This window comes from Micromonospora sp. TSRI0369, from assembly GCF_001905625.1.
In the GTDB taxonomy this organism is placed as follows: domain Bacteria; phylum Actinomycetota; class Actinomycetes; order Mycobacteriales; family Micromonosporaceae; genus Micromonospora; species Micromonospora echinospora_A.
This window is the reverse complement of the sequence record NZ_LIVU01000017.1, coordinates 1-24523: the sequence shown is the minus strand read 5'-3', so window position 1 is coordinate 24523 and position 24523 is coordinate 1. Positions and strand designations below refer to the sequence as shown.

Below are 24523 nucleotides of genomic sequence, written 5' to 3'. Positions count from 1 at the left end.
GGACGGGCACCATCGACGGGTGACGAACCGATGGGGCATGACAGTGCCGTTGGGCGGCATTCCGCTCGCCGACCACGCCGCCGTCTACGCGGCGCTCGACGACGCCGGATTCACCGACGTGTGGTCGTCGGAGGTGGCCGGCGCCGACGCGTTCACCCCGCTGGCCCTGGCCGCCGCCTGGTCGCCGCGGCTGCGCCTCGGCACCGCGATCACGCCGGTGTTCACCCGTGGCCCGGGACTGCTGGCGATGAGCGCCGCCGCGCTGGCCGAGGCCGCGCCGGGCCGATTCGCGCTCGGCGTCGGCGCCTCGTCGCCGGTGCTGGTGCGGGACTGGAACGCGATTCCGTTCGACGAGCCGTTCAAGCGGACCCGCGACGTGCTGCGCTTCCTGCGGGCCGCGCTGCGCGGCGAGACCGTCGACGGCGCGTTCGACACGTTCGCCGTACGGCGCTTCGCGCTGGAGCGCCCGCCGAGCGTGCCGCCGCCGGTCGTGCTGGCCGCGCTGCGCCCCGGCATGCTGCGCCTGGCCGCCGCCGAGGCCGACGGGGTGATCCTCAACTGGCTGGCCGCCGAGGACGTGCCGACAGCGCTCGCCGAGGTGGGCGAGCGCCGCCCCGGGTTCGAGGTCGCCGCCCGCATCTTCGTCTGCCCCACCGAGGACGCCGCGTACGCCCGCGCGCTGGGCCGCCGCCTGATCACCGGTTACCTCACCGTCCCCGCGTACGCGGCCTTCCACAGATGGCTGGGCCGCGAGGACTCGCTCGGTCCGATGTGGCAGGCGTGGGCCGCCGGGGACCGGCGGGGCGCCTCCGCCGCCGTACCGGACGAGGTGGTCGACGCGCTGGTGCTGCACGGCTCACCCGAGCAGTGCGCGGCCGCCGTCCGCCGCTACGCCGACAACGGCGTCGACGTGCCGGTGCTGGCCGTGCTGCCCACGCCCGAGATCACCGAGGGCGGCGCGGCGGCCTGGATGGAGCTGCTGCCCCGGCTCGGTCCCGGAAAGGTGGCCTGAGATGAACCTGACCGACCGGGTGGTGGTGATCACCGGCGGGGCCGGCGGGATCGGCGCGGCACTGGGCCGCCGGTTCGCCGCCGAGGGCGCCGCCGCCGTCGTCCTGGCCGACCTGACCGCCGACGCGGCCCGCGCCACGGCCGAGGCGATCGGGCCGGTGGCCACCGGCGTCGGGCTCGACGTGACCGACGAGGCGGCGGTACGCGCGCTCGTCGACGAGACCGAGCGCCGCCACGGACGGATCGACCTGTTCTGCGCCAACGCCGGGGTGGCCACCGGCGGCGGCATCGACGCGCCGGACGCCGACTGGGACCGCGCCTGGCGGGTCAACGTGCTCGGGCACCTGCACAGCGCCCGCGCGGTGCTGCCCGGCATGCTCAGCCGGGGCCAGGGCCACCTGCTGCTCACCTGCTCGGCGGCGGGCCTGCTCACCGCGGTCGGCGACGCGCCGTACACCGCCACCAAGCACGCCGCGGTGGGTCTCGCCGAGTGGCTGGCGATCACCTACCGGGACGCCGGGATCCGGGTCAGCGCGCTCTGCCCGCAGGGCGTGGACACCGCGATGCTCGCCGACGGCCTCGCCGAGGGGCACCTCGGCGCCCGGGTGATCGCCGCGTCCGGGACGATCCTCAGCCCGGACCAGGTCGCCGACGCGGTGATCGCCGGGCTGGCCGAGGAGCGGTTCCTGATCCTGCCGCACCCCGAGGTGGCCGACTACGCGCGGCGCCGCGCCGAGGACCCGGACGGCTGGCAAGCCGGGCTGCGCAAACTCGTCCGGAAGCTGCGCGCGAACTCCGCCACGTCCTGAGGGATCTCCTGCCCGTCGACGCACGCCGGGAGACCGCCAGTGGGCCAAGGGCGGGCGGGCTTCATGTGGGTCGGGTCAACGACGTGGGCGTCGTGCTGCGGACGGATGCGGATTCAGCCATCGTCACCGGTTCTCGCCATCACCGGCGGGGTTGCCGTCGCCGCCGGCTCCGCCGCCGCCGGCGGTCCGGACCGGGTGGGTAGCAGCAGGGCTGCGACCACTGCGCCGGCCGCCAGTACGCCGATCACGAGCCAGACCGTGGTGGTGAGGGGCAGCTGTTGTCCGGCGATGCTGCCTGCCGAGGCACCCACCACGGTCGCGGCCATCTCGGCGGCGGAGAAGGCGGATCCGACCCGGCCGAGCTGACGGTCCGGGGTATGGCGTTGGACCTGCACCTGGACCAGCATCAGCAACGCGCCACCGGGCAGGCCGGCCAGGGCGATGAAGACCAGCGCGGCGGCGAAGTGGTGGATGAGGAAGAGCCCGGCGAAGCAGAGGGTGATCGCCGCCAGGCAACCGGTGAACGACAGCCGGAGGAGCCCGCTACGGGACAGCACGTTGCCGACGTACGCGCTGGCCAGGAAGCCGCCGCCGAGCGCTGCCATGAGCACACCGACGTCGCCGGCGTCGCCGCCGAGGACGCTGATGACGTACGGCACCAGAAGCACGTTCAGAGCGGCGTTTGCCAACAGGAAGAGGCTGGAGACGACGAGAGTCGTCCGGAGGATCGGATGCCCGAAGAGGAAGGCCAGTCCTTCCCGGAGTTGCCCCTGGAAAGCGGCCAGCCAGGAGGACGCGTCCGGCTGCTGCCCGTCGTCGGTCACCCGCAGCCGGCCCATCCCGAAGATCAGTAAGGCCGAGAGCAGGTACGTCGCGGAGTCGATCAGCACCAGGCCGTCGAAACCCACGAGGGCGTAGAGCGCGCCGCCCAGGGGTGCGCCGGCGAGGCGGACGATGCCGCTCGCAACCGTGTTCCAGGCGTTCGCCGCCTCCAGGTCGCCGCCCCGGCCGACGACGGCGGGCACCACCGCCCGGGCCGCGGACTGGAAGACGTGCCCGATTGCGCTCTCGAAGAACATCGCCGTGTAGAGCAGCCACAGCATTCCCGGATCATCGACCACGATCAGCGCGAGCACGACGACCATGCGCAGCAGGTCAGCGCCGACCATCACCGTTCGCCGGTCCCACCGGTCGGCCAGCACCCCGGCCAGGGGCGCGAAGACGATCGCGGGCAGGGTCTGCGCGACGAAGGCGAAACCACTGCTGAGCGTCGACCCGGTCATCGTGTAGACGTAGACCGGCACCGCGACGATCATCAGCCAGTTGCCCAGGTTGGACAACAGCGTGCTGGTCCAGAGCAGACCGAAACGCCGGTTCCTGATGCAGATCACCGCTCACCTTACTTCCGTGACGCCGGCCGCCGGTGCCCCACAGGCGTTCGACGACCAGGAGGTCAGCAGATGGTCAGGAGGACTCGTGGCGTTACCGGCTCGGCGATCCGGTTACGGCTGTTGATCAGCGTCGCCACCGTAGCGGCCCCGGATGGATCGTCCACAGCAACTGTCGCCACCGTGGCCGGGCCGAGTGCAGCGCATCGGCGAAGCCGACACTCAGCCCGACGGCCCGCTGCGCCTGTTCCGGCGTGACGCTGCCCGGCGCGAAGCCCGCTTGGTTGAGCAGAGCGGCCAGATCATTCACACCTGCCTCGTCCGGGCCGCCGATCGCGGTGCCGTCTGAGGACTGCGCCGTGCGGGCCTCGGCGAGCGTCCGGCGGGCCCGCTCGGCGACCTCCGCAGCCGCCAGGTCCGGCCCGACCGGGTGCCCGGCCAGACGCAGCGCGTCGGTCAGCTCCCGCCACGCGCCCGCGACCCGTTCACCCGGGTCGGCGGCGTCCAGACGGGAGCGGGTCAACCGGCGGCGCATCGCGTACAGGGCCGCCAGCACCGCGCCGACCAGCAACGCCAGCCCGCCGACGCCGCCACCGACCAGCACCGGCGTGCCCGGGCCGACCTGCTCGCGGCCCGGTGCGGGCGCGGCGGCCGCAGGCGTGGCGCTCGGCTCCTCGGTGGGCGCGGGCACCTCCGACGGCGGCGGGTCCTCCGGCTGCGGCCGGAAGTCCTCCTCCACCGGGCGGGGCTCCTCATCAGGACGTGGCATCGGGTCGAACGGCACCCAGCCGACGCCGTCGAACAGCACCTCCGGCCAGGCGTACGCGTCGGCCGCCCGCACCGGCCCGTCGCCGCCGGGCCCGAACCCGACCACCACCCGGGTCGGCAGGCCGGCGAGGCGGCCGAGCACCGCGAACGCGGCCGCGAACTGCTCCGACGTGCCCCGCTGCCCGCCGCCGTTACGGGGTCCGAACAGGAAGAACGCCAGGTTCGGGTACGCGTGCCCGCTCGGCGCGTCAGCTGTCACCCGGTAGTGCTCGGCGAGGAACGTGGCGATCGCGTCGGCACGCGCGTACGGGGCGCCGTTCGACTCGGCGAGCTGGGTGGCCAGCCGGCGCAACGGTTCCGGCGCGCCGTCGGGCACCCGCAGCACCCGGGCCACCTCGTCACCCGCGGGCACGTTCGCCGTGCTCAGCAGGTTCGCGTCCGGGCGCTCCCGCACCGACGACACCTCGTAGCGCAGTCCCGGCACGAGCCCTTCCGGGCGGATCAGCGTTCCGCTCGCCGGGTCGTACGCCACCCGAGCGCCGGTCACCTCGCGCGGCGTGGGCACCGCCGGCAGCAGCCGCCCGGTCAGGTCGCCGACGGTGATCTCCTGGGTCACCGCCACCGTGGTGGCGCCCGGGGCCGGGTCGGTGGCGGGCAGGATCCGCCCCGCGTTGCGGTACGTGGCGCCGACCCGCCAGGTCACGCCGTCGTAGTCGCTGAGCACCGCCAGCCGGATCCGGGGCGGCCCGTCGGCGCTCGCGCCGTCGACGGTGCGCACGTCCAGCAGCCGCTGATCCGGGTTCAACGCCCACCCGGAGATCCGGATCAGCGGGTTCTCGTCCAGCGACTCCACCCGGGGCGGCTCCACGTAACGGCGCGGGTCGACCGGCCGCTCGTCGACCTGTGCGGCCACCACGGGGGCGAGCAGTGCCGCCAGCGCCACCACCACTGCCAGCCCGGCCGCGCTTCCCGCCACCAGCCGCAGCCGCACCGCCGCGCGTACCGCCGGGGTCAGACCGGCGACCGGGTCGGACGCCGGCCCTGACGGGCGTCCGGGCGTCGCCAGGCCGGCCGCCGCTACCGCCGCGAACACCACAGTCGGGCCGACCGCCGGTTCCGCGTTCGGCCCGACGACGTAGAGCGCCCCGGCGTAGAGCAGCGCCGGCGGCAGGTAGCCCAGCAGCACCCGCCCGGCGCGCAGCGCCACCTCGGCGGCGGTCAGCCCGGTCAGCCACGCGGCCACCACCGGGACCAGCACCGTGTCCGGGGCCGGCTCGACCGGAATCATCGCGGTGAGCAGCCGGGGAATCGCGTTGCGGGCGGCGTCGGCGGTCACCTCGTCCAGCCCGCCGGGCAGCGCCGCGTGCGCGGCGGCCAGCCGCAGCGACAGCAGCGTCCACCCGGCCATCGCGGCCACCGACAGCGGCGCGACCAGCCAGGACGGCAGCCGCCGCGCGGCCACGCTGACCAGCACCGAGCCGACGGCCGCGCCGGCCATGAGGCGGGTCAGCAGCGGATCCGCGTACACCCGGCCCAGCACCACGCCGGAGAGCGCGACCAGCACGATCAGCGCGGCCGGTACCGGCACGGCCCGCAGCACCCGGACCGCGCGTTCCGCCGCCGGTTGGGTCCGTGGCGGCGTCACCACCGGCGGATCCCGTCCCACTCGGCGGCGAACGCCGCGCCGTCCGCCGCGTCCAGCACCGTGAGGCCCGTCGCGCCGGCCGCCGTCGGCCCGTCCGCGCCGAACATCCCGACCACCACCGACGGGTACGCGCCGCGCAGCGCGCCGACGTGCCCCAGCTCGTCGCGGCCACCCGGCCCGGTCAGGAAGACCAGCGTGTCACCGAGCCGGTCCCGGCGCAGCCGCCCGGTCGCGGCCGGCAGCACGTCCGGCCCGGCGTCCGCCAGCTCCACCGCGGCCAGCCGGTCCAGCGGCCCGGCCGCGCCCTCCGGCTCCACCTCGGCCGGTACGACCAGCAGCAGCTGCACCGGCAGGTCCTCCCGCACCGCGGCGGCCACCACCGACGCGGCCGCCTCGCACGCCGCCTCGAACGACTCCGCGACACCGCCCACCCGGCCCGGATGCGCCCGGGCCCGGTTGTCCAGCACCACCACCAGGCGCGGCAGGCTGGTGTCCACGTTCTCCCGCACCATCAGCTCGCCCACCCGGGCGCTCGTGCGCCAGTGCACGCGGCGCAATTCGTCGCCCACCACGTACTCCCGCAGCGAGTCGAACGTGATCGAACCGTGCGGCACGCTGTCGGTACGCCCGTCCAGGCTGCGCCCCGCGCCCGTCGGCACCGCGGACAGCGGGTGGATGCGCGGATGCACCCACACCGGCACCGTGCCGCCGTAGCCGCGTGCCAGCGCCACCAGCCCCAGCGGATCCCGGCGCACCACCCGCAGCGGCCCCACCGGCACCACCCCACGCCGGTGCGTCGGCACGTCGTAGCGCACCACGGTGTCCCGGCCCGGACGCAACCGCAGCAGCGGCACCGGCACCAGCGCCCCCGCGCAGCGGTCCTCGGCCACCAGGTTCGCCGCCCGCAGCCGCCCGGTGTTGCGCACCGTCAGCTCCATCGCCGCCGGCTCATCCCGGGCCACCCGGTCCGGGTCGGCCCGCCGCGCCACGTTCAGCCGGGGCCGCCAGGCCGCGTTCACCACGGCGTAGCCGACCGCCACCCCGGCCGCCGCGCCGAGCACCGTCAGCTCCGGGTACGCGTACCGGAACCCCACGCCGAGCAGCACCAGGGCGGCGACGAGCAGCCCGATGCCACGGGCGGTGATCCCCACGCTCAGCCGTGCACCGGCGTGGCCTGGCCCGTCGGCAACGGCACCGGCACCGACGCGACCGCCTGGCGCAGCACCTCGGCGGACGTCACACCGCGCACCTGCGCGTCGGGGGTGAGCAGCAGCCGGTGCGCGAACACCGGCTCGACGAGCGCCTTCAGGTCCTCCGGCATGATCCAGCCCCGGCCGTCGATGAGCGCGTACGCGCACGCCGCCCGGGTCAGCGCGATCACCCCGCGCGGGCTCACCCCGACCCGCACCTGCGGATGGGTACGCGTCGCCGCGGCCAGCCGCACCGCGTACGCGTAGAGCGGCTCGGCGATGTGTACCCGCCGGGCCATGTTCACCATCTCGCCGACAGTGGCGGTGTCGGTCACGGCGGTCAGCGAGTCGGGGGAGCGGACCGTGGCGCCGCGCAGCACCTCCACCTCGACCGCCTCGTCCGGGTAGCCGACCGACAGCTTCACCAGGAACCGGTCGAGCTGGGCCTCGGGCAGCCGGTACGTGCCGTCCATCTCCACCGGGTTCTGCGTGGCCACCACCAGGAACGGCTGCGGCACCGGATGCCGTACGCCGTCCACCGTGACAGTGCGCTCCTCCATCACCTCCAGCAGCGCCGACTGCGTCTTCGGCGACGCCCGGTTGATCTCGTCGGCGATCACGATGTTGGCGAACACCGGCCCCGGGTGGAACTCGAACCCCCGGCTGGCCTGGTTGAAGATGGTCACCCCCGACACGTCGGAGGGAAGCAGGTCCGGCGTGAACTGGATCCGCCGCCACTGCCCCTTCACGGTGGCCGCGATCGCCCGCGCCAGCGTCGTCTTGCCGACGCCCGGCACGTCCTCCAGCAGCACGTGCCCCTGCGCGAACAGCGCGGTCAGCGCCAGCCGCACCACCTGCGGCTTGCCCAGCACGACCGCGTTGACGTTGTCGGCCAGCCGGGCGGCCAGGGCGGCGAAGCCCTGCACCTCCGGCTGGCTTAGCGGTTCGTGCGTGTTCACGGATGCGCCTCTCGGGGTGGTGCGGTCAGCAGGTGGGCAGCACGTCCAGGTCGTCGCCGCCCTCCAGGTTGAGCCAGGCCCACGGAATGTACGTCTTGCCCTTGTACTCCACCTGGATCCACCAGGTGCTCTTCTTGTTGTTGTTGTAGATCCAGGCGTCCACGTCCTCGCCCTTGGCCTTGCAGTACGTGCGCAGCCGCCGGCCGTCCGGCACCCAGCCGGCCTGACGGTCGTTGTCCTGCCGGGTGACCTCGAAGATCTCGTTGCCGTTGCGGCCCGGCACGTCCTTGTCGCAGTACGTCCGCTGGTCGCCGTCCGGACCGTTCTTGCAGGTGGCGATGCCGTACACCGGGTCGGTGGACTGGGCGCGCTCGGCCGTGCCCTTACCGGCGGCGTTCGACGCGGTCAGCGTCACCGTGTACGCGGTACCCGGCGCCAGGCCGGTCACCCGCAGGCTGGAACAACTGCCGCTCGCCGTCTTCCCGCCGGTCGCCGCCGTGCAGGTGGCCCGCCCACCGCCCGCGTCCACAGTGAACGTGACAGTCACCGACGTGGCATCAGCGGACGAGCCGGTCACCGTGATCCGCGGCTCGGCCACCGTCCGCGCGGTGGTGCTCGCCTCCGGCCCCGCGCCGGCCTCGTTCACGGCCTTGACCTTCACGGTCACGTTCTGCCCGTTGCCCAGGCCGCCCACGGTGGCCCGCACGTCGGTGACCTCGACGGACTTTCCGGCGGCCTCCACCACGTACTTCGTCACCGGGCGGCCGTTGTCCACCGCCGGGGACCACTGCACCGCGACAGTGCCCGGCTGGTCGGCGACGGTGGACGCGCGCAGCTCGCCCGGCGCCTTCGGCACCGTGAACGGCACCACCGTGTTGCTCACCGGCGACGCCTTCGACCCGGCGCCCTTCTCGCTCACAGCCGTCACGGTGAACGCGTACTGGGTGCCGTACTCCAGTTGCCCGGCCCCCACCACCAGCTCCGTCTTCGCCGACTCGCCCGCCGGGGCGCTCGCGCCCGCCGAGGTCGCCGTCACCGCGTACTTCGCGATCTTGTTGCCCTGACCGTCGGCCTCGGGCCAGCTCACCCGCACCGTGCCGTCCGGCCGCGCCTCGGCGGTCACCGACGCCGGCGGGTCCGGCACCTCCGCCGTCGGCACCACCGGGTTGCTGCGCCGCGCCGGCCCCTCACCCTTGGCGTTCACCGCGTGCACCGAGAACGTGTACGTCTCACCGTTCGTCAGGCCGGTCACCTCCAGCGAGCGCTGGTTCGCGCCGACCTGGCGGGTCTGGCCGGCGCCCTCCACCACGTACCTGGTGATCTCGGCGCCGTTCGACGCGGCGGCCTGCCAGCTCACCCGGGCCGAGGCGTCGCCCCCCGCGGCGGTGACCGACTTCGGCGCGCCCGGCTTGCCCACCTTCGGCTTCTTCGGCGGGGGCGGCGGCGGAGCGACCGGCGGCGGATCCCCGCCGAGCACGTCGTTGGCGTACTTGTTGACCTCGCGCACCCGGTTCTGGTCGTCGACCACCTGCGCGGTGGACGAGTCCGGCGGGTTGATGAACAGGTGGTTCTCGCGTACCTCCAGCTCGACCGGACCGGGGCGCCCGGAGCCCTTCACGGTCTGCACGAGCTGCCCCTCGGCGTCGAAGGCGTAGACCGTGCCGGTCGTCTCGTCGGCGCAGTAGAACCGGCCCGCCCACGCCACCGCCGGGCTGAGCCGGACGCCGTCGCCCGGCACCGCGAACCGCTTCACCTCGCGGCTGTCCCGCACCACGTGCACCGACCGCTCACCGGGAACCGTCACCGGCACCTGCTGCCCGCTGGTACGAGTCGGCAGGTAGCCCGGCGCGGTCATGGTCAGCTCCGCCCGCTGGGTCTGCCCGCCCACCACTGTCACCAGTGACGTCGAGGTGCGGTCCAGCACCGCCACGCCCTCGTCCAGCGTGGACACCACCAGCTCGTGCGCCGGCTCGGCCACGTCGTACGTCTCGACGCGCTTCGGGCTGAGCCCGGCGGGCGGCGCGTCACCGGGCGTCTCCGGCAGTTCGGCGGCGGTCACAGCCGAGACGGTGCCCTCGCTCGGCACCGCGATCCACAGCTTGCCGGCGCCGTCGAACGCGCCGCCGGTGATGCCCGGCGGGTAGCGGACCGGCTCACCCACCGGCGTCAGCGCCCGGGGGTCGAGCTGCCGGACGATGCCCTGCACCGCGTCCACCACGAACGCCGCGTCCTCGTGCAGCGCCACGCTCACCCCGAGCCCCGGCGCGGTCGGCGTGGTCGCGGTGATCTGCAACGTCGCCAGGTCCAGCGAGCTGACCTGGCCGGTTTTGAGGTCGCGCAGGATCAGCAGCCGGTCGGTCTGGGCGACCTGCGTCTGGTGCCGCCGCCCGCCCGGCACCTCCATCCGGGTGTCCACCCGCGCGGTGACGCCGTTGACCCGGGCCAGCTCGCCGCGGGTGGTGCTCCACAACCAGGAGGAAGCGTCGAAGCTCGCCACCGCGTTGTCCGCGGCGCCCAGCCCGAGCACCGTCAACCCCATCGCGGCCAGCAGCGCGGCCACCGTGCCGACGGTCACCAGCCCGCCCCGCATCCGCGACCGTGGACGGGCCTGCTCCGGCCCGGTGCCCGTGACGTCCTCGATGGTGGTCACTGCCGGCTGCCTCCCCGTGTCGGTGGGGGAGAGCAGCCGAGCACGGCCGACCCTCCCCAGAGCCGGGAGCCATCATAGGTGCCGCCCGGAGGCGGTGAAACCCGCACTGTCCTCCTGTGGACACCGAGCGTGTCGTCCGTGGACGCTCAGTTCGGCGTGCCGCCGCCCTCCCGGTCCGTGCAGACCTGACCCGAGGTGGCATACGAATCGGTCGAGTAGACCGCCAGCACCGTGAAGCAGTAGTCAAGCTTCGCGCTCAGCCCGTTCACCGTGTACCGGGTCTGCCCCGCCTCCACAGTGGCCATCACACCGAGCTTCTGCCCGGCCCGGCCACCTGCCACCACGAACGGCACACCACCGTTCGTCGGGTCGGTCCAGGACACCGTGACCGTCGTGGTGTCGTCGCGCAACGCCAGGTCACCCGGAGGCGGCCCGGCCACCTTCGGCGACGCGGCGCCGGACGCGGGCACGGGAGCCGGCGGGGGCGCCGCCTCCCGGTTCAGCAACACCACGCCGACACCGACTACGGCCACCACCGCGAGCACCGCACCCCCCACCACCAGGGCCAGCACCGTCCGGTTGCGGCCCGGCCGCTCCGGCTCCATCGGGTACGCGCCCGGGGGCTGGACCGGTGCCGGCTGGTGGAGCATCGGCGGGTTCACCGGCCACGCGCCCGGCCCCGGCTGCGCCACCGGCTCCGGTCGCGTGGACTCGGGAAAGTCCAGCAGGTCCTCGTAGATCGGCATCGGCCGGTTCCGTTCCGGCGCGTCCCCCTCCGGCTCTGCTGCTCGGTCAGTGGGTGCCGGCTCGTCCGTGTCGGGCTCGTCTGTGTCCTGCTCGGGGTCGGGCCGGTCGACCGGCTGGGACGGGGCCACGCTGCTCCACGGCGGCGCGACCATGCCCCAGGGGGGCACGGAGGTTCCGCTGACCGGCGCGGCGCTGACGGGCGCGGCGCTGACGGGCGCGGCATGTGGCTGGCCGGCCAGTGACGGGTAGTCGCCGTGCCCGGGTGGTCCGCTGACCGGCGGGTAGCCGCCGTGGCCGGGCGGTGCGCTCACAGGCGGGTAGCCGGTGTGGCCGGGCGGTCCGCTGACCGGGGCGTAGTTGCCCTCGCCGGGCGGTGCGCTCACCGGCGTGTAGCCGCCCTGGCCGGGTGGTCCGCTGACCGGTGGTGGGTAACCGCTGACCGGAATTCCGCTGATCGGGTACGCGGCCGCTCCGCTCACCGGTTGCCCCGGAGGGCCGCTGACCGGGTGCGTGGGCGGCGCGCTGACGGGCTGCGGCGCGGTTGTGTCGAGGGATGGCCCGTTCATCGGCGGCGTGCGCGTGGACGCTGAGCTGGCGGGCGGTGGGCCGGCGTGCGGTCGTGCCTCACCCTGGCCGGGGTCGCTCGCACCCGCCGGGTTCATGGGCGATCCGGTCGTCGGGTGCGTGCTGACCGGTGGCGCGCTGATCGGTGGTGCGCTCACCGGCGGCGCGCTCACTGAGTGCGCGGCTGTGCCCGGCGCGCTGACCTGGAGTGGGATGGTCGGCGGTGCGCTGACGGGCGGCGCGCCGGCCGAGGACGGGCTGACCGCCGCGAAACCGGCTGGTGGAGCGCCGCCGGACGGTCCGCTGACCTGAGGTCCGCTGACCGGCGGTGCGCTGGCTGGCGGTCCGCTAACCGCCGGTGCGTCGGCTGGAGGTCTGCTGCTCTGGGGGCCGTCCACCGGCGGCGCGCTGACCGGGGGCCCGCTGACGGGCCCGGATGCCGGGGGCTTGGCCGTGGTGCCGGCGGCCGCTGTCGCGGCTTGGCGCTCCGACTCCTCCTCCAGCAGCGGGCCGATCTGCTGTACCTGGATCGTCGGCTTGTCCCAGCCCGGTCCACCCGGGACGGTTGGTGCCGTACCCGCGCCGGGGCCGCTCGCGCTCGCCTCGATCGCCGCGGGGTGGACTTCCGAGGCCGTCGCCGTCCCGGTCCCGGCCGTGCGGTCCGTGGCGGCGTACGGGGCAGCGGCTGCGGCCCCGGTGACCGGCTGGACGGGTGCCAGCCGTGGCGGCACGGGGGTCGACGTCGGCGCCGGAGTGGGAGCAGAGGGCGGCGTGGAATCCGCTGAGGGTCGGGGGGCACCCGCCGGAGACGTTGGCGTGCTGACCGACGGCGGAGCGGGCGGGGCCGAGGTGGGGGTCGGCGGGGCGACCGTCACTACCGGCGGTGGTGGCAGGACACTGCTCGCCGGTGCGGGGATGCGCGGTGCCGGCGGCAGGACGGCCGGCGGAGGCGGCGGTGGCACGACTCCCACCGACGGCATCCGCGACGGCGGCGGGGTGACGGAGGCTGGAGGTGCCTCGGTGCTCGGACTCGCGAATGGCGGCGGGATGACCGGCGGGGGCGGTAGCGGGGACGCCGGGCCAGGTACGGGCGGTGCCACCGGACGTCCGTGCACCGGCGTCCCGGCAGCAGACGCGGTCGTCGGCGTTCCAGGTGTTGCTGCGGGCGTTCCGGGCGCCGCTGGGGGCACCACGGCACCGGGGCCCGCTGGCGGCGGTGGTGGGGCGACCGGAGGACGGGGCGGTACCGGCGTCACTCCGGGGGCGGCGGGCTGCCGACCGTACGTTCCCGGCGCGACTGGGGTGACACCCTGGGCCGGGGGTACCGGCCGGACACCGGGAACCTGCGGGGCCGCCCCGGCGGCCGAAGGTGGCGTCAGCGGGGCGGTGGGTTCGGCAGGCACTACCGGGAACCGGGAGGTCGCTTCCTCGGAGATCGGCGCGAAGCGGGTCGTCGCCTCCGCGGACGGCGCAGTGGGTGGCGAGGGCGGTGCCCACGGGCTCGTCGAGCCGTCCGGCCGCACGGCGGGTTGCCGGTGCGGCGGGACCGGCGCCACCGGAGGGGCGGGCTGCGGGGGAGTGCCCTGCGGGTTCGGCACGGGATACGGCGGCTGCACGGCGCCGGGCGCCGGGCCGGGGCGGGGCGCCCACTGAGCGCCGGATGCCGCCGGAGACGCGGCAGGCGTCCCCGGGGCGGCGGGGCGGGTCGGCGCGGGCGGGTACGGCGGCGGGATCGCCGGCAGCGACACGGTGGGCTCGGACAGAGCGGGACCGGAGTGCCCGGGGGAAGCGGGACCGGGCAGGACCTGTCCAGGCTGTGCGGGCACGGCCGGACCGGAGTGCCCCGGCAGAGCCGGGTTGGCGGGTCCTGGCAGGGGCGGACCGAAGTGTGTTGGCGGGGCCGGGCTGGGGTGTCCCGGCAGGGTCGGACCGGGGCGCCCGGGCAGGGGCGGACCGGGGTGCGTGCCGGCAGCGGCGGCGGAGCCGCCGGGAGGAGGGCCGTAGCCGGCGGGAGCGGCGGCGGAGCCGCCGAGGTACTGGCGGGCTGCGCGTACCGCGGGGTGGTCCGGACCGAGCACGGCGGCCCCGGCGGAGGCCACGCGGCTGTAGTTGCGGCGGGCCTCGTGCCGGTTGCCCAGCTCCTCGGCGACCCCCGCGAGGTCGAAGCTGAGCGCGAGCATCAGCGGGTCGCCGTCGCCCCGGCGGCGCTCGCCGGCGGCGTAGGCCTCTTCGAGTACGCGCCGGGCGGCGGCCGGGTCGTCGGCCTCGCGGTGCAGCCGAGCCAGCAGGTGGCCGGTGGCCAGGACGTCCTGGTGGTCCTCGCCGTACGCCGGCCGGGCCGCGACAATCGCGTCGGCGAGCAGGCGGCGGGCGCTGGTCAGGTCGCCGGCGGCGCGCATCGCGAGGGCCTGGTGCTGAGTGGCGATCAACGGGGAGGGGTGGGACACGGGAGCAATGCTGCCCGGAATCGCCTGTTGAGCGCTACCCACCCGATCTTTGTGGGTGCTGACCTGCGCAAACATGCCGAGCTGGAGCTGATGTGCATGATCGTTCCGGGCCGTGTACAGTAATGCCCCGTGCGGCCCGCCAGGCCGGCTGATGCGGTGAGATGATCACCTTGGCCGACCGGGTAGGCTGGTACGTGTAGGTCCGGGTGGCGGAATGGCAGACGCGCTAGCTTGAGGTGCTAGTGCCCGTATAGGGCGTGGGGGTTCAAGTCCCCCCTCGGACACATCATTACCACATATCGATCATGATCCGCGCAGGTTGGCCTGCGCGGATCTTTCTGTTCTTGGTGTGCAGTGCTCCTGGTCGCAGACGATGGTGATCTTCCTGCTGCTCAGGAGCGTGACCAGGTCGTGTGGGGTTTGGATCCCGCTGGGGAGCCAGGGATGGTCGGCGAGTCGTTCGATGATGTGGTCTTCTCTGAGGTAGAGGATCTTGCGTCGGGGGTTGGTGGGCTGTCGGGTGCTGGTGTGGCCGTGGCGGCATCGGTAGCCGGGGCGTTGATTGATCCAATGGGATTCCAACCTTCGGCCGCATGGCCCGCAGCGCAGTAGGCCGGTGAACAGGTAGCGGCGGGTGGTGCCGTCGTGGGCGCCCCGGTGGGAGCGGATGGCCTGGACCGCGACGAAGTCCTGCTCACTGACCAGCGCGGTGTGAGCCTGTTGCGTGGAGACCACCCAGTCCGCGGTCGGGTTCCGCCGGACGGGTTCTCGCTCCGAGCGGCTGGCATCGGTGTGGTTGTGCGCGGGTTGCCGGTTCCAGACCTGTCGGCCCGTGTAGCGAGGGTTGGCGAGGATCGCCGCGACTGTTCGTAGGGTCCACCGGTCGCCACTGCGGTGTGGATTGCGGGCGGGATCGATGCCCGACGGGCACGGTATGCCGGCGTCGTTGAGGGCGCGCGCCATGCTGGCGAGACTCTGGCCATCGAGGCGTTGGGCGAACATCCACCGCACGTGTACGGCCGTGGCCGGATCCGGTTCGAGGCGTTGAAGCCGGCGACCCCATCGCGCGTGGGCGGCGTTCGGATGAGGGCCGGCGTCGGTGAGTCGGTAGCCGTAGGGCGGCCGGCCTCCGAGATACCGTCCCTGCTCCCGCGCTTGAGCCCGCATCGCCGTGACGACCCGGAACCGGGCGCGCTGCACCTCACGTTTCGACTGAGCGCCCAGCATCAGGATCAGCGCCTGATGGGCCGGGTCGTGGTAATCGACAGGCCCGTCCGTCTCGGGCAGCCACAGCTGCACGCCGTGCTGTTCGAGCACCGGCGCCAGGTGCTGCAGCTGATTGGCGGAAAACGCCCGCTCGTACTCGCCGACCACGATCGCGTCGAACCCACGATCCGGATGGTCGAGCGCGGCCAGCAGCGCAGCGGCCTGCGGGCGCTGCCGCCAACCGCGGCGGCGAGAGCAGCCGACATCGAAGTACTCGGCGACGATCACCCCGTGAGCGGCGACGAGTTCCGTGGCGCAGTCCCGCTGCCAGTGCCGGGAGGTCACCCGGTCCTGGTGCTCGACGGTCGACATCCGACCGTAGAACGCAAACCGCATACCACGTCGCCGTTCGGTAGGCAGTTGCGGGTTGGCCTGCGACTGCCCATTGAGCCATCGAGTCAGGGGATCCTCGAGATCGTCACGCTGGTTGTTCGACACGACGGTATTTCTACGAAGGATTTTCGCGGTCGAGTCGGACAGGCAGTCCGCCGGCGCTGGTCGAAGGGCTGTCGGGCCGTTTGGTGGCAGTCGGTCTGTGCACTGTGTTGGCATACCGAGCATCCGCTGGGCCGACGGGGACAATGCGTGACGCGCGGTTAGCGGCCTATCGGCGCACGTCAGCCGGCGGTGCGCGAGCTCTCCGAACATCTCGCCGAGGTGGTACCTGGCTATGTTGAGATTCAGCGTCTCACCACCGCGCGGGTGTAAAGCACTTCGCGACTACATGCTGCGATGGTCTAACATCTACGGCCGGCTGGCGGATCACGTCAGCCCCTGACGTCGCGACGGCGCCCGACACTCGGGATACCCCTCCGTTCCGCCACGGCATGTGGCCGACAGGCAGGCTTCAGCCTGCGCGGAGTAAGGGAAGACCGATGACCAACGGAGGCTCTCGGTGGCGCAGAGTGGACTTTCATCTGCACACCCCGGGTGTGGACAGCTTCGCCGGGCTCGACGGCATGAGCTACGACAACCATGACGACCAGCGCAAGCTGGCGACGACATACGTCAACCGGCTTTGCGAAGTCGGCATCGAGATCGCTGCCATAACGGACTACAACGGGATCAGGCTCCCCTGGTATGACCTGATCAAGGAGGAGGCCGCCAAGCAGGGCATTATCGTGCTGCCCGGTGCTGAACTGAGCCTTGCAGAGGGAAAGCAGGGCGTGCACATCCTTGTCGTATTCCCGCAGGGCACGCCACCCGCCGCCATCAACGACTACCTGAAGTCGCTCGACCGGGATCCATCCAAGCCGTTGTGGACGGGCCGCAAGCACCGCGAGATCGAACTCCAGAAGCCGCCGGCCGAGGCCCTGTCTCAGCTGCGGGAGCGGTTCGGCTGCCTGATCATCCCCGCGCATGGCGATGCCAAGAAGGGCATCGTTGCCGCGATGGGCGCCAACCTAGCCGCGCGCCTCATCGCCGAGGCCGACGTCGATGGTCTCGACCACCCGGGTGGCGCGTTGCCCAAGTTGCGCAGCACCGGGATAAGCCACCGCTGGGATCACCTGGCCCAGGTCGAATTCAGCGATCCTCGCTCGATCGGGGACATCGGCGGCAAGCCGCTGGCCGATGGCACGATGCGGGGAACATGGCTAAAACTGAGCTCCACAAGCCTCGACGCGATGCGCCTAGCGCTACACGACCCCGAGACGCGGGTACGCACGGTCGCCCCAGTCCTGCCTCGCAACGCTCGCATCATCTCCATCAAGATCGAGGGGAGCGGCTTCCTGGCCGGCACCCAGTTGATGTTCGATGCTCACCTCAACACGCTTATCGGTGGTCGCGGAACCGGTAAGTCGGCCGTGCTGGAGACCATCCGTTACGGACTGGCACTTGATCCGTTTTGCGAGCGAAAACGGCGCGACGATCTTGTCAAGCATGCGCTGGGCAGCGGCGGCTGCGTGACCTTGGAGATCGAACGCCACAGTGACTCCGGCCCGGCCCGTCGCTACATCGTCAAACGTGTGCTGGGCGAGACTCCGTGCGTGTTCGACCCTGACAGCGGCCGAATCGACATCACACCGCGCGACGCCTTCGGCCCAGACCGGGAACCAATCATCTTGTTACAGCGGGAAATTGACCAGGTCAGCGGCGAGGTCGAATACCGCCGGCAACTTCTCGATCGGCTCATTGGCGATGAGGTCAACGCCGCCGAACGCGAAGTCGACGAGGTGCGCCGCCGGCTGCGTACCAACGGCGCTGAGTTGCGTAAGCATGTGTTGGAACAGGCCAAGCGCCCCGAGTTGCAGAGCCAGATTGCAAAGCTCACCCATGAGTTGGATCTCTTTCAGCAGACCGGAGCGCTGAACAAGCTGGCCACGCACGACCGGTTGCAGACCGTTGAACGATCCTTGACGTCCGCCCGTGACGTCACCTCACAGGCATCTGGCACTGACAGCCCTTGGCGGCAGGCACTGCATGACCTGCAGGAGACCATCGATACCAAGCGGGGCGACCTGACCGCGCGTGGCGACGATCTCACCGGCGCGGCCGAGAAGGCCCTGAGCCTCGCCACAGTCGCCATCACGACGGCGGAGCAGAAGATCGTCATGGCCCTCGCGGAGGCGCGCGAGGCGATCGAAGGCCTGCGCGCCGAACACGCTGCCCGGGTCCTGCCGCTGGCGGACGAACTTAACCGCATCAAGCAGGAACTGCACGCCGAGAGGCTTGACCCGGAACGGCCCCTCAAGCTGTCGTCCGACCGCACCTCACGGCAGGACCAGCTTGACGCCCTCGACCGCAAAGAACACGCGGGCATCGCTCTTCGTAGTGCACGCCTCGGCTTGCTCGACGAGTTGACCAAGGCCCGCGCACGCGAGAGCCAGGTCCGCGCAGACACTGCGGCCAGAATCAACTCCCACCTGAGCGGTCGAGTCGAGGTGGCTATCGTCGCACTTGGTGACCGCCACCGGTTCACCGAAGACCTACGCCAGCTGTTGCAGGGCAGCGGCGCCAGCGGAGCGGCGATCGAGACGATCGCTATGTCAGACGGAGTCGACGGCAGCACCATCGCCTCGATAGTCACCGAGGGCCCAGTCGAGCTGACTCAGCAGTTCGATGTGACCGTCGCGCAGGCAAACAAGATTTGCGCCTGGCTGACCGACGAGGACGTTGACCGCATCAGCGAGCTGGAGATCCTCGCGCCTCACGATCGAGTTGACATCCGGCTGCATGTCGACGGCGAGGCTAGGACCCTCGACCGACTGTCAGCTGGTCAGCGCGCTACCGCGATCCTGCTGCTCATATTCGCGATCGACGGCCGATGCATGATCCTCGACCAGCCCGAAGATGACCTTGACAACCGGTTCATCTTCGATGATGTCGTCCAGTTGATTCGTAGTCAAAAGTCCACCTCCTCCACCGGAGGCAATCGGCAGATCATCGCCGCCACGCACAACCCGAACATCCCCGTCCTCGGCGACGCCGAACTGGTCGTCGTCCTCGACGCCGGCAACGATCAGGTACGAGTACTCGCCCAAGGTTCGATCGACGCAGAGGACATCCGCACGCACATCCGGCAGGTACTCGAAGGCGGTGAAGAGGCATTCCTCCGCCGGTACACCAAGTACGGCGGCATTCGTCTCAGTCTGGCGCCCTCACGTGCAGCCCCGGTAGCCATTGCGGAGCAGCCGGTGGCGTTGGTGTCGTAGGCAACTCATGGCCGGCAGATATGCCAGCCGAAGGGGCTCCAGCACGACACGGGCCTCGGGCCAGCCCGGGGCCCGTGTCGCCCAGCTAGTGCCCTGACCACAAACGCTGGCCGGGCTGGTTACGCCGCTTTCGTTGTGGGATGGCCCCAGCGGGCATCACTGCATGAGCTGGCATCATGCACATAGACGACCAGGCCGGGCTCGAGCGGTTCGGCCTTCACTGGATGAGTTCGACCAGATGGCGACCGTCACGGCACACCGACCGCTTCTGCATGATCCGATGCCGCAGAAGCTTAGCGACGTGACCCTGTACGTGATGCAGCACCGTCACCTCTTGCAGCAGGGCGAGGACCTCCGCGAGCAGGGCTGTGCGCTGCGGGCAAGCAGGCTCAGAGCGCCGACCAGCCGGATCATCATCAGGTATAGCAATCGAACCAGCACGCCGATGATCGTCAGCGCGAAGCAGGAAATTCCCGCTCGCCGCATGCGCGACAAGTACTGGCACTTAACGCGCGCATTGAACCTGTTGACGTCCTCGGTGGACTCGCATCGAGCAGAGCCAGTATTTGCCGTCCCGTCGCGGATCAGGTATTTCACCTGGAATCTTGAGCTCTTCAGGTCCATTAATGGTTACGGGCGGCGCCGCTGGCTGGTGGTGGTCTCAGCGCTCCGGTGACGAACCCTTGGTGCGGCAAGCTGCGTCGACGTGGGCGTGCCAGTACGACAGCGCCAAGCGCATGACCACGACTTCGAAGTGGTCGGCGCCGAAGACCCGGGCATAGTCATCGAGCAGCGTTTGGCACGCGTCGGCAGCACCTTCCACGTCACCTGCCTCGCCGATGGCGAAGGCGAGATTGGCCCGGGTGGCGAGGGTTCGTGGGTGGTCCGGGCCGAATACTCGCGTGTACTCCTCGACAAGCTCACGGAAGCTGACGGATCCGTCGAGGGTCATTCCGGAGTCCTGCTGAATGCACAGAAGGTTGTTGCGGGTGCGCAGCGTGGTGGGGTGGTCGGGGCCGAATAGGCGAGTTTCCGCTGCGAGGACCTCGCGGTACACCTCGTTCGCCATGTCGAAGTGACCGGCGTCTCCGTGCCAGTTGGCCAAGGCTGCGTGCACGCCGAGCGTGACTGGGTCGTCTGGTCCGAGGATGCGACGGCAATCGCCGAGCAGTTCCTCGAAGCGGGCCAGGGCGTGCTGGGGATAGTCGTGGTCGGCGTTCCGTTTCACGACCTCACAGCGCGTGACCAGGGTATAAGGGTGTCCCGGGCCCATGATGCGCACGCAGTCGTCGAGCAGCCTCCCGTAGGCCGCCGCAGCTTCGCGTGGATCGTTCTCTTCCAGGGCGTCGGCAAGGTGTCGGCGGGTGGTAAGCGAATCGGCATGATCGGCGCCGATTATGCGGGTCTGTTCGGCGAGAAGCTGTCGCAGTATGGCGGTCGCAGCATCGTGGTTCCCAGCTTCGACAAGACTGTCGGTGGTGCGGAAGTGCAGGGGGTGAGTGCGGGGTTCGATCAGGGAGGTGCGCGCCGTCTCGAAGAGGACGAGCGCGTTGGCGCGCAGCATCTGTTCGCGTAGCCGATCAGGCTCGACCTCCGGCCAGATCTCCAACAGCGCGTCTGCGGCGGTCCGGGCCAGCACGTCGAGGCTGTCCGCATCCAGGTCATCGCGAATGGCGCGCTGGATCAGCACATGCGTCTGTACCAGGGCAGTGCGCTGATTGCAAGTGACTAGGTTCAGCCGATCGAGCGTGTGCAGGACGTCGAGGATGTCGCTTTCCTGCCTGAGCTCGCCGTTCAAGGTTATGTAGTCGATGGCGGGCGTACTCGTGAAGAAGGCCAACGGGATGGCCTCGGGTTGCAGGAGGCAGGCAAGGTCGAGGATGGAATGTGCCAGGCCTGGCGGACCCGCCTTGTCTGCCGCTTCGATCGACAGTACCCAGGTCGCGGCGAGCGTCGTCCGGTGGTTGTCCGGAAGCCCGTCCTCAGGCGGGACCACGTCGGCGAGGCGGAGCCTCACGTCACCGAGCCTGCGTCGATAGGCGACGCAGTCCAGCTCGCGGTCTCGGATGAAGGCGGCAGCCTGTGCTAGAGCGAGCGGAAGATGATCCAGGTCCTTGGCCAGGGCTACAGCATGCTGGCGTTGAACGGGCTTGCCGACAGCGCGCCTGAGATACGCCACTGACTCGTCAGCGGTGAACAGGTCGACGGTGATCAGGGTACGGCGTCCTGCATCGAGCACGGCATCGCGACGCCGGGTGGTGACGACGGTCCGGCCATGCTTACTCGCAGGTGGCCACCACTCGGCAGCATCGGCAGGGCTGTCGAGTTTGTCCCAGACGATGAGCCAGTTCTGATCAGTGTGCTCCAGCCACACCATCAGTTGGTCCGCCGCCTGTTGCGGATGGACCTGGTCGTCAGCGAGCGCCAGGGCCCTCGCAGCCTCTGCGTACGCGGTGATGATCGAGTCTTGGCCACAAACGGGTATCCAGATCAGCAGTTTCAGGTCACCGCGGGCGGCGGCCTGACGGGCGAAAGCTGCGGCAATCTGGGTCTTGCCGACCCCGCCCAGCCCTGAGAGTACCTGCGTAGGCACGGGGTCCCGGCTGCGCCACCGGGCGGCGGGTTGACCGAGCAGATCGGGCCGATGTTGAAACCAGGTTGGCTCCGGGGGAATTCGACCGATCCGGACTGACGTCTGCCATCGCGTTCTTCGTTTCAGCAGTGCGGTATGGCCTGCGACCGCGGCAGGAACGGCGACTGCCACCACCGCAGCGATCCATGAGGCGCGCTCAAGCACGTTCCAGCTTGGCGCGACCAGGGCGTTCGTCAGTAGATGCCGCCCCCACACCACCGCCACCGTCACCAGGCTTGTGGCAACGGCCGCTGCAGCGGCCGCACGAGCTGCGCGGCGCAGTCGAGCGCCGGAGTACCGAACCATGCAGCCATGGTCGCAGTGACTCACAAATCCTGTCCGCGACTGTCCACATACCCACCTCAGCTGTTATCTCCTACCCTCGCGGGGCTGGGTTGAGCGTGGGTCGTCGATTCGGTATTCGGTAGGTGGGACGTGTCGGATGGTTGAGTGCGTGCATTAAGCACCGTCCGACCTGACCAGATATGCCCGCGTTGATCATCTCCAGCCCACGGTTCTCGCCGAGATCGCCTCACCACTCCCGCACAGGGGGTCAGAAGAGAGAGCCTTCTGGCTCTTCCTCGAAAATTTCTAAGTCGCCGCGCTCAAATCCATCATGGCGGTTGACCTGCGTCAGCGCATTAACCCGTCGCCGGGTTATTTCCTCAAGTCTTAACGCCTGCGTCGCAAGCGTCCTGCGCAGCCCGAGCGAGACTTTGCGCTCACAGACGAACTTGGCAAGCTGTGACATAGTCTGTACACGCCGCGCGATGCGGACGTCCGGATGATTCCGACCCGGAAAGACTTCGTCGGGAATGATCACCCCGACGAGAGGATCAGGAAGGTCGACGACCGTTGACGGCGGGACAAATGCCTCGTTCAGAAGCGCGTGGAACGAGCTCTCACGCACTAGTCGATCGAAAACGGTGTACTCATATGGATCCAATGCCGCCTTTCGCTGCCTAACTGGCAAATCGCCAATGTGAGGTAGCGACCAAAGCGCCACTTCGCGGATCTCGAATGGATCCAGAATTGACTTCGTCACCGCATCTGAGCGGCCAGAAATGAGGTGTCGCCCTAAGCGGATCGCGAACCCTTCGGTCGTCTGGCCGACGTAAATTGGTTCTCTATCGTAATCGTAGAATGCGTAGATTCCAGCCTTCGATCCGCCTATAGCCTGTCCGGGCCGCTGCGGATCCGGTTTCCTCATTAGCGCCGAGATGGCCTCACGAATTAGTTGTGCGTCGGAGGGCAGTAATGCGCTCGCCATTGCCGCGTCGGCTGGAAGTGACACGACGGGATTCCCGTGGAAATACCGACTGTGCTGAGCGGGGTCTAAGGGAAGGGTGGGCATGGCGCTCTCCTGACTAGGCACGACGCACTCCCTTCAGCGCCGAAGATACTGATCTCATGTATTCCTCATAGGGGGCTGCCTTCCATATCTTCTCGAACGCGGACCTGCCCTCTGCCTCGCCCATTTCCGCGATCTTGAAGAGTAGCAGGTATAAGAGCGGCGTCGTGATTGTCACCGCAGGCGTCTCCCCTCGGCCACGCGCTAGTAGGTAACGCCCTTCCATAAGTATATAAAGGGCCTCAAAATGACTCGCGAAGAAACTATCTAGTTCCGCCAAGGAGCGAACGCCCAGTGCCGTTAGGTTCACTACGAGGCGGTTCAGGGTAGTCGGTTCGAACGGGCCGAGTTCGACCGCGTGGATGTTCGCAAAGCGCTCATTGAATCGAAGCAATGTCGAGCGCTCAGTGTAGGCTGCCAGTGATGCTGAAGAGATCGGCTCGTCCATGAGAATAACCTCGTCTGGACGCGCGCTGGGCGCTTGAGGAACCCCCAGTTCGCTCCGCAGCACACAAAACTGCTCGTCCACCAATTCCAAGGTGCCTGCTAGCCTTGAAAACTGGCGCCTATATATACTGGGCACGTCCCCGACAGACTTATAGCCAAGGTCGTGCTCCACTTCCGCCCAAGCATGTTGCAGCACCGACCTGATCTGCACTTCGAATGAGACGTCAGCGTGCTGACGGTAGTCGGGCATCGTCGCGCGCGCAGGACTAAGACCGAGAACGTAGTGCAGTGACATTTATCCAAACCGGTCCGCTGCAAGTGACTTCCGCTTATCAATGGAATTCACTTGATCTACGACGAATTCTTGACTTAAGGCTGTCGCGATTCGGTCGACCTCATCGCTAAAATATGTAATGACGCGGACTCCGAGAATGTCAGTTAAGTTGACCAGTCCGTAGGCGGGATTCGTTTCGCGCTTCTTGGCAATTTTTCTGGCTGCACTGTGCCTGTCTTTGACCCTGTGTGATATCGAATGAGGAGTTACGCCAACTTCACTTGACAACGTCGAGATGATCTGTTCCACGCGCAGCCCAAGATCCTTCAGGCCACGGGAACATTCAGCCCACTCCTCGTCGCTAAACATGATCATTTCGGACTCCGTGCGCCGATGACGACAACCACGACCGGTCAGATTATCCAATACATACTTTCTGGGCGAGTCGGCAGGGGCCCAATGCTGCCGCGCGGTGTTGACCAGCGTCGATTTCGCAGGTCAGGCCGGGACGATGGCGCAGCGAGGGGTCTCGGTCAGATCTGATCGACATGGCCTACGAGTGCACCGCCACGCTCCGGGTTCCGGAGCCGTCGGCCGCGCCGACGCGCACCTGCACGCGGATCGCGCCCGGGTTCGGCAGCACCAGCGGCGCGGCGACGGTCAGTTCCCGCACCCGGGAGGTGCCGACCTCGTCGCCGGCGCGCACCGCGAGCTCGACGAGG

General features: G+C 70.2%; 17 protein-coding genes, 1 tRNA gene and 1 pseudogene. 6 read left to right on the top strand and 13 right to left on the bottom strand.

Features of this window, described 5'->3' with window-relative positions; genetic code table 11:
• The first annotated feature begins 37 nt into the window (after window positions 1-37).
• Window positions 38-1012 (top strand): LLM class F420-dependent oxidoreductase, encoded by a 975-nt coding sequence (locus tag AMK25_RS30330; protein ID WP_073831786.1) that lies wholly within the window; start codon window positions 38-40, stop codon window positions 1010-1012.
• A gap of 1 nt (window position 1013) precedes the next feature.
• Window positions 1014-1820: an SDR family oxidoreductase gene (locus AMK25_RS30325; RefSeq protein ID WP_073831785.1), complete on the top strand. Its 807-nt coding sequence runs from the start codon at window positions 1014-1016 to the stop codon at window positions 1818-1820.
• Window positions 1821-1933: 113 nt separating this feature from the next.
• Here the strand turns inward: AMK25_RS30325 and AMK25_RS30320 are convergent, their stop codons facing one another.
• The 6 genes from AMK25_RS30320 to AMK25_RS33015 form a co-directional block, all read right to left on the bottom strand.
• Window positions 1934-3211, bottom strand: coding sequence for an MFS transporter (locus AMK25_RS30320; protein ID WP_073831784.1), 1278 nt, complete (start codon window positions 3209-3211; stop codon window positions 1934-1936).
• Between the two features lie 124 nt (window positions 3212-3335).
• Window positions 3336-5624: a DUF3488 and transglutaminase-like domain-containing protein gene (locus AMK25_RS30315; RefSeq protein ID WP_143194826.1), complete on the bottom strand. Its 2289-nt coding sequence runs from the start codon at window positions 5622-5624 to the stop codon at window positions 3336-3338.
• Window positions 5618-6772, bottom strand: coding sequence for a DUF58 domain-containing protein (locus AMK25_RS30310; protein ID WP_073831783.1), 1155 nt, complete (start codon window positions 6770-6772; stop codon window positions 5618-5620). Before AMK25_RS30310 ends, AMK25_RS30315 begins: the two co-directional genes overlap by 7 nt.
• A gap of 2 nt (window positions 6773-6774) precedes the next feature.
• Window positions 6775-7770: an AAA family ATPase gene (locus AMK25_RS30305; RefSeq protein ID WP_043329831.1), complete on the bottom strand. Its 996-nt coding sequence runs from the start codon at window positions 7768-7770 to the stop codon at window positions 6775-6777.
• Between the two features lie 25 nt (window positions 7771-7795).
• Window positions 7796-10360, bottom strand: coding sequence for a fibronectin type III domain-containing protein (locus tag AMK25_RS30300; RefSeq protein WP_198937720.1), 2565 nt, complete (start codon window positions 10358-10360; stop codon window positions 7796-7798).
• A gap of 206 nt (window positions 10361-10566) precedes the next feature.
• Window positions 10567-11646 carry a hypothetical protein gene (locus tag AMK25_RS33015; RefSeq protein ID WP_274534194.1) on the bottom strand — a complete coding sequence of 360 codons (1080 nt, stop codon included), beginning with the start codon at window positions 11644-11646 and terminating at the stop codon, window positions 10567-10569.
• A gap of 181 nt (window positions 11647-11827) precedes the next feature.
• Here AMK25_RS33015 and AMK25_RS32260 point away from each other — a divergent pair, with 181 nt between their 5' ends.
• The gene (locus AMK25_RS32260) at window positions 11828-12043 is read left to right on the top strand and encodes a hypothetical protein (protein WP_073831781.1); all 216 of its coding nucleotides are present in this window, start codon (window positions 11828-11830) and stop codon (window positions 12041-12043) included.
• A 1961-nt stretch (window positions 12044-14004) separates the two neighbouring features.
• On the opposite strand, the pseudogene AMK25_RS33130 reads toward AMK25_RS32260, so the two are convergent.
• A pseudogene (locus tag AMK25_RS33130) lies at window positions 14005-14130 on the bottom strand (hypothetical protein); the annotation flags it as partial.
• A gap of 248 nt (window positions 14131-14378) precedes the next feature.
• On the opposite strand from AMK25_RS33130, the gene AMK25_RS30280 reads away from it, so the two are divergent.
• Window positions 14379-14462: transfer RNA gene (locus tag AMK25_RS30280), tRNA-Leu, on the top strand.
• A gap of 19 nt (window positions 14463-14481) precedes the next feature.
• Here the strand turns inward: AMK25_RS30280 and AMK25_RS30275 are convergent.
• On the bottom strand, window positions 14482-15882 hold the full coding sequence (locus AMK25_RS30275) for a recombinase family protein (RefSeq protein ID WP_073831779.1): 1401 nt from the start codon (window positions 15880-15882) through the stop codon (window positions 14482-14484).
• Window positions 15883-16271: 389 nt separating this feature from the next.
• Between AMK25_RS30275 and AMK25_RS30270 the strand changes: the two genes are divergently transcribed.
• Both AMK25_RS30270 and AMK25_RS30265 read left to right on the top strand, forming a co-directional pair.
• On the top strand, window positions 16272-19097 hold the full coding sequence (locus AMK25_RS30270; protein ID WP_143194825.1) for a TrlF family AAA-like ATPase: 2826 nt from the start codon (window positions 16272-16274) through the stop codon (window positions 19095-19097).
• A gap of 238 nt (window positions 19098-19335) precedes the next feature.
• A complete protein-coding gene (locus tag AMK25_RS30265) occupies window positions 19336-19773 on the top strand; it encodes a hypothetical protein (protein WP_158070690.1) in 438 nt (145 codons plus the stop codon).
• Here AMK25_RS30265 and AMK25_RS30260 read toward each other — a convergent pair.
• The 5 genes from AMK25_RS30260 to AMK25_RS33300 all read right to left on the bottom strand — a co-directional run.
• The gene (locus AMK25_RS30260) at window positions 19759-22035 is read right to left on the bottom strand and encodes a tetratricopeptide repeat protein (protein ID WP_083664878.1); all 2277 of its coding nucleotides are present in this window, start codon (window positions 22033-22035) and stop codon (window positions 19759-19761) included. The two genes, AMK25_RS30265 and AMK25_RS30260, sit on opposite strands and share 15 nt — an antisense overlap.
• A gap of 247 nt (window positions 22036-22282) precedes the next feature.
• A complete protein-coding gene (locus tag AMK25_RS32125) occupies window positions 22283-23083 on the bottom strand; it encodes a GIY-YIG nuclease family protein (RefSeq protein ID WP_143194823.1) in 801 nt (266 codons plus the stop codon).
• A 13-nt stretch (window positions 23084-23096) separates the two neighbouring features.
• Window positions 23097-23528 carry a hypothetical protein gene (locus tag AMK25_RS32895; RefSeq protein WP_241826568.1) on the bottom strand — a complete coding sequence of 144 codons (432 nt, stop codon included), beginning with the start codon at window positions 23526-23528 and terminating at the stop codon, window positions 23097-23099.
• A gap of 294 nt (window positions 23529-23822) precedes the next feature.
• Window positions 23823-24110, bottom strand: coding sequence for a RelA/SpoT domain-containing protein (locus AMK25_RS33125; RefSeq protein ID WP_206744918.1), 288 nt, complete (start codon window positions 24108-24110; stop codon window positions 23823-23825).
• A gap of 244 nt (window positions 24111-24354) precedes the next feature.
• On the bottom strand, window positions 24355-24523 hold a 169-nt coding region (locus AMK25_RS33300; RefSeq protein ID WP_158070689.1), incomplete at its 5' end, for a hypothetical protein.

Excerpts from the sequence above, each read along its gene's own strand:
- AMK25_RS30300 (WP_198937720.1), bottom strand. The coding sequence starts at position 10,360 with ATGCGGGGCGGGCTGGTGACCGTCGGCACGGTGGCCGCGCTGCTGGCC.
- AMK25_RS32895 (WP_241826568.1), bottom strand. The coding sequence starts at position 23,528 with ATGGACGAGCCGATCTCTTCAGCATCACTGGCAGCCTACACTGAGCGC.
- AMK25_RS30260 (WP_083664878.1), bottom strand. The coding sequence starts at position 22,035 with ATGGTTCGGTACTCCGGCGCTCGACTGCGCCGCGCAGCTCGTGCGGCC.
- AMK25_RS30325 (WP_073831785.1), top strand. The coding sequence starts at position 1,014 with ATGAACCTGACCGACCGGGTGGTGGTGATCACCGGCGGGGCCGGCGGG.
- AMK25_RS32260 (WP_073831781.1), top strand. The coding sequence starts at position 11,828 with ATGGGCGATCCGGTCGTCGGGTGCGTGCTGACCGGTGGCGCGCTGATC.
- AMK25_RS32125 (WP_143194823.1), bottom strand. The coding sequence starts at position 23,083 with ATGCCCACCCTTCCCTTAGACCCCGCTCAGCACAGTCGGTATTTCCAC.
- AMK25_RS30265 (WP_158070690.1), top strand. The coding sequence starts at position 19,336 with ATGGCGACCGTCACGGCACACCGACCGCTTCTGCATGATCCGATGCCG.
- AMK25_RS30270 (WP_143194825.1), top strand. The coding sequence starts at position 16,272 with ATGTGGCCGACAGGCAGGCTTCAGCCTGCGCGGAGTAAGGGAAGACCG.
- AMK25_RS30330 (WP_073831786.1), top strand. The coding sequence starts at position 38 with ATGACAGTGCCGTTGGGCGGCATTCCGCTCGCCGACCACGCCGCCGTC.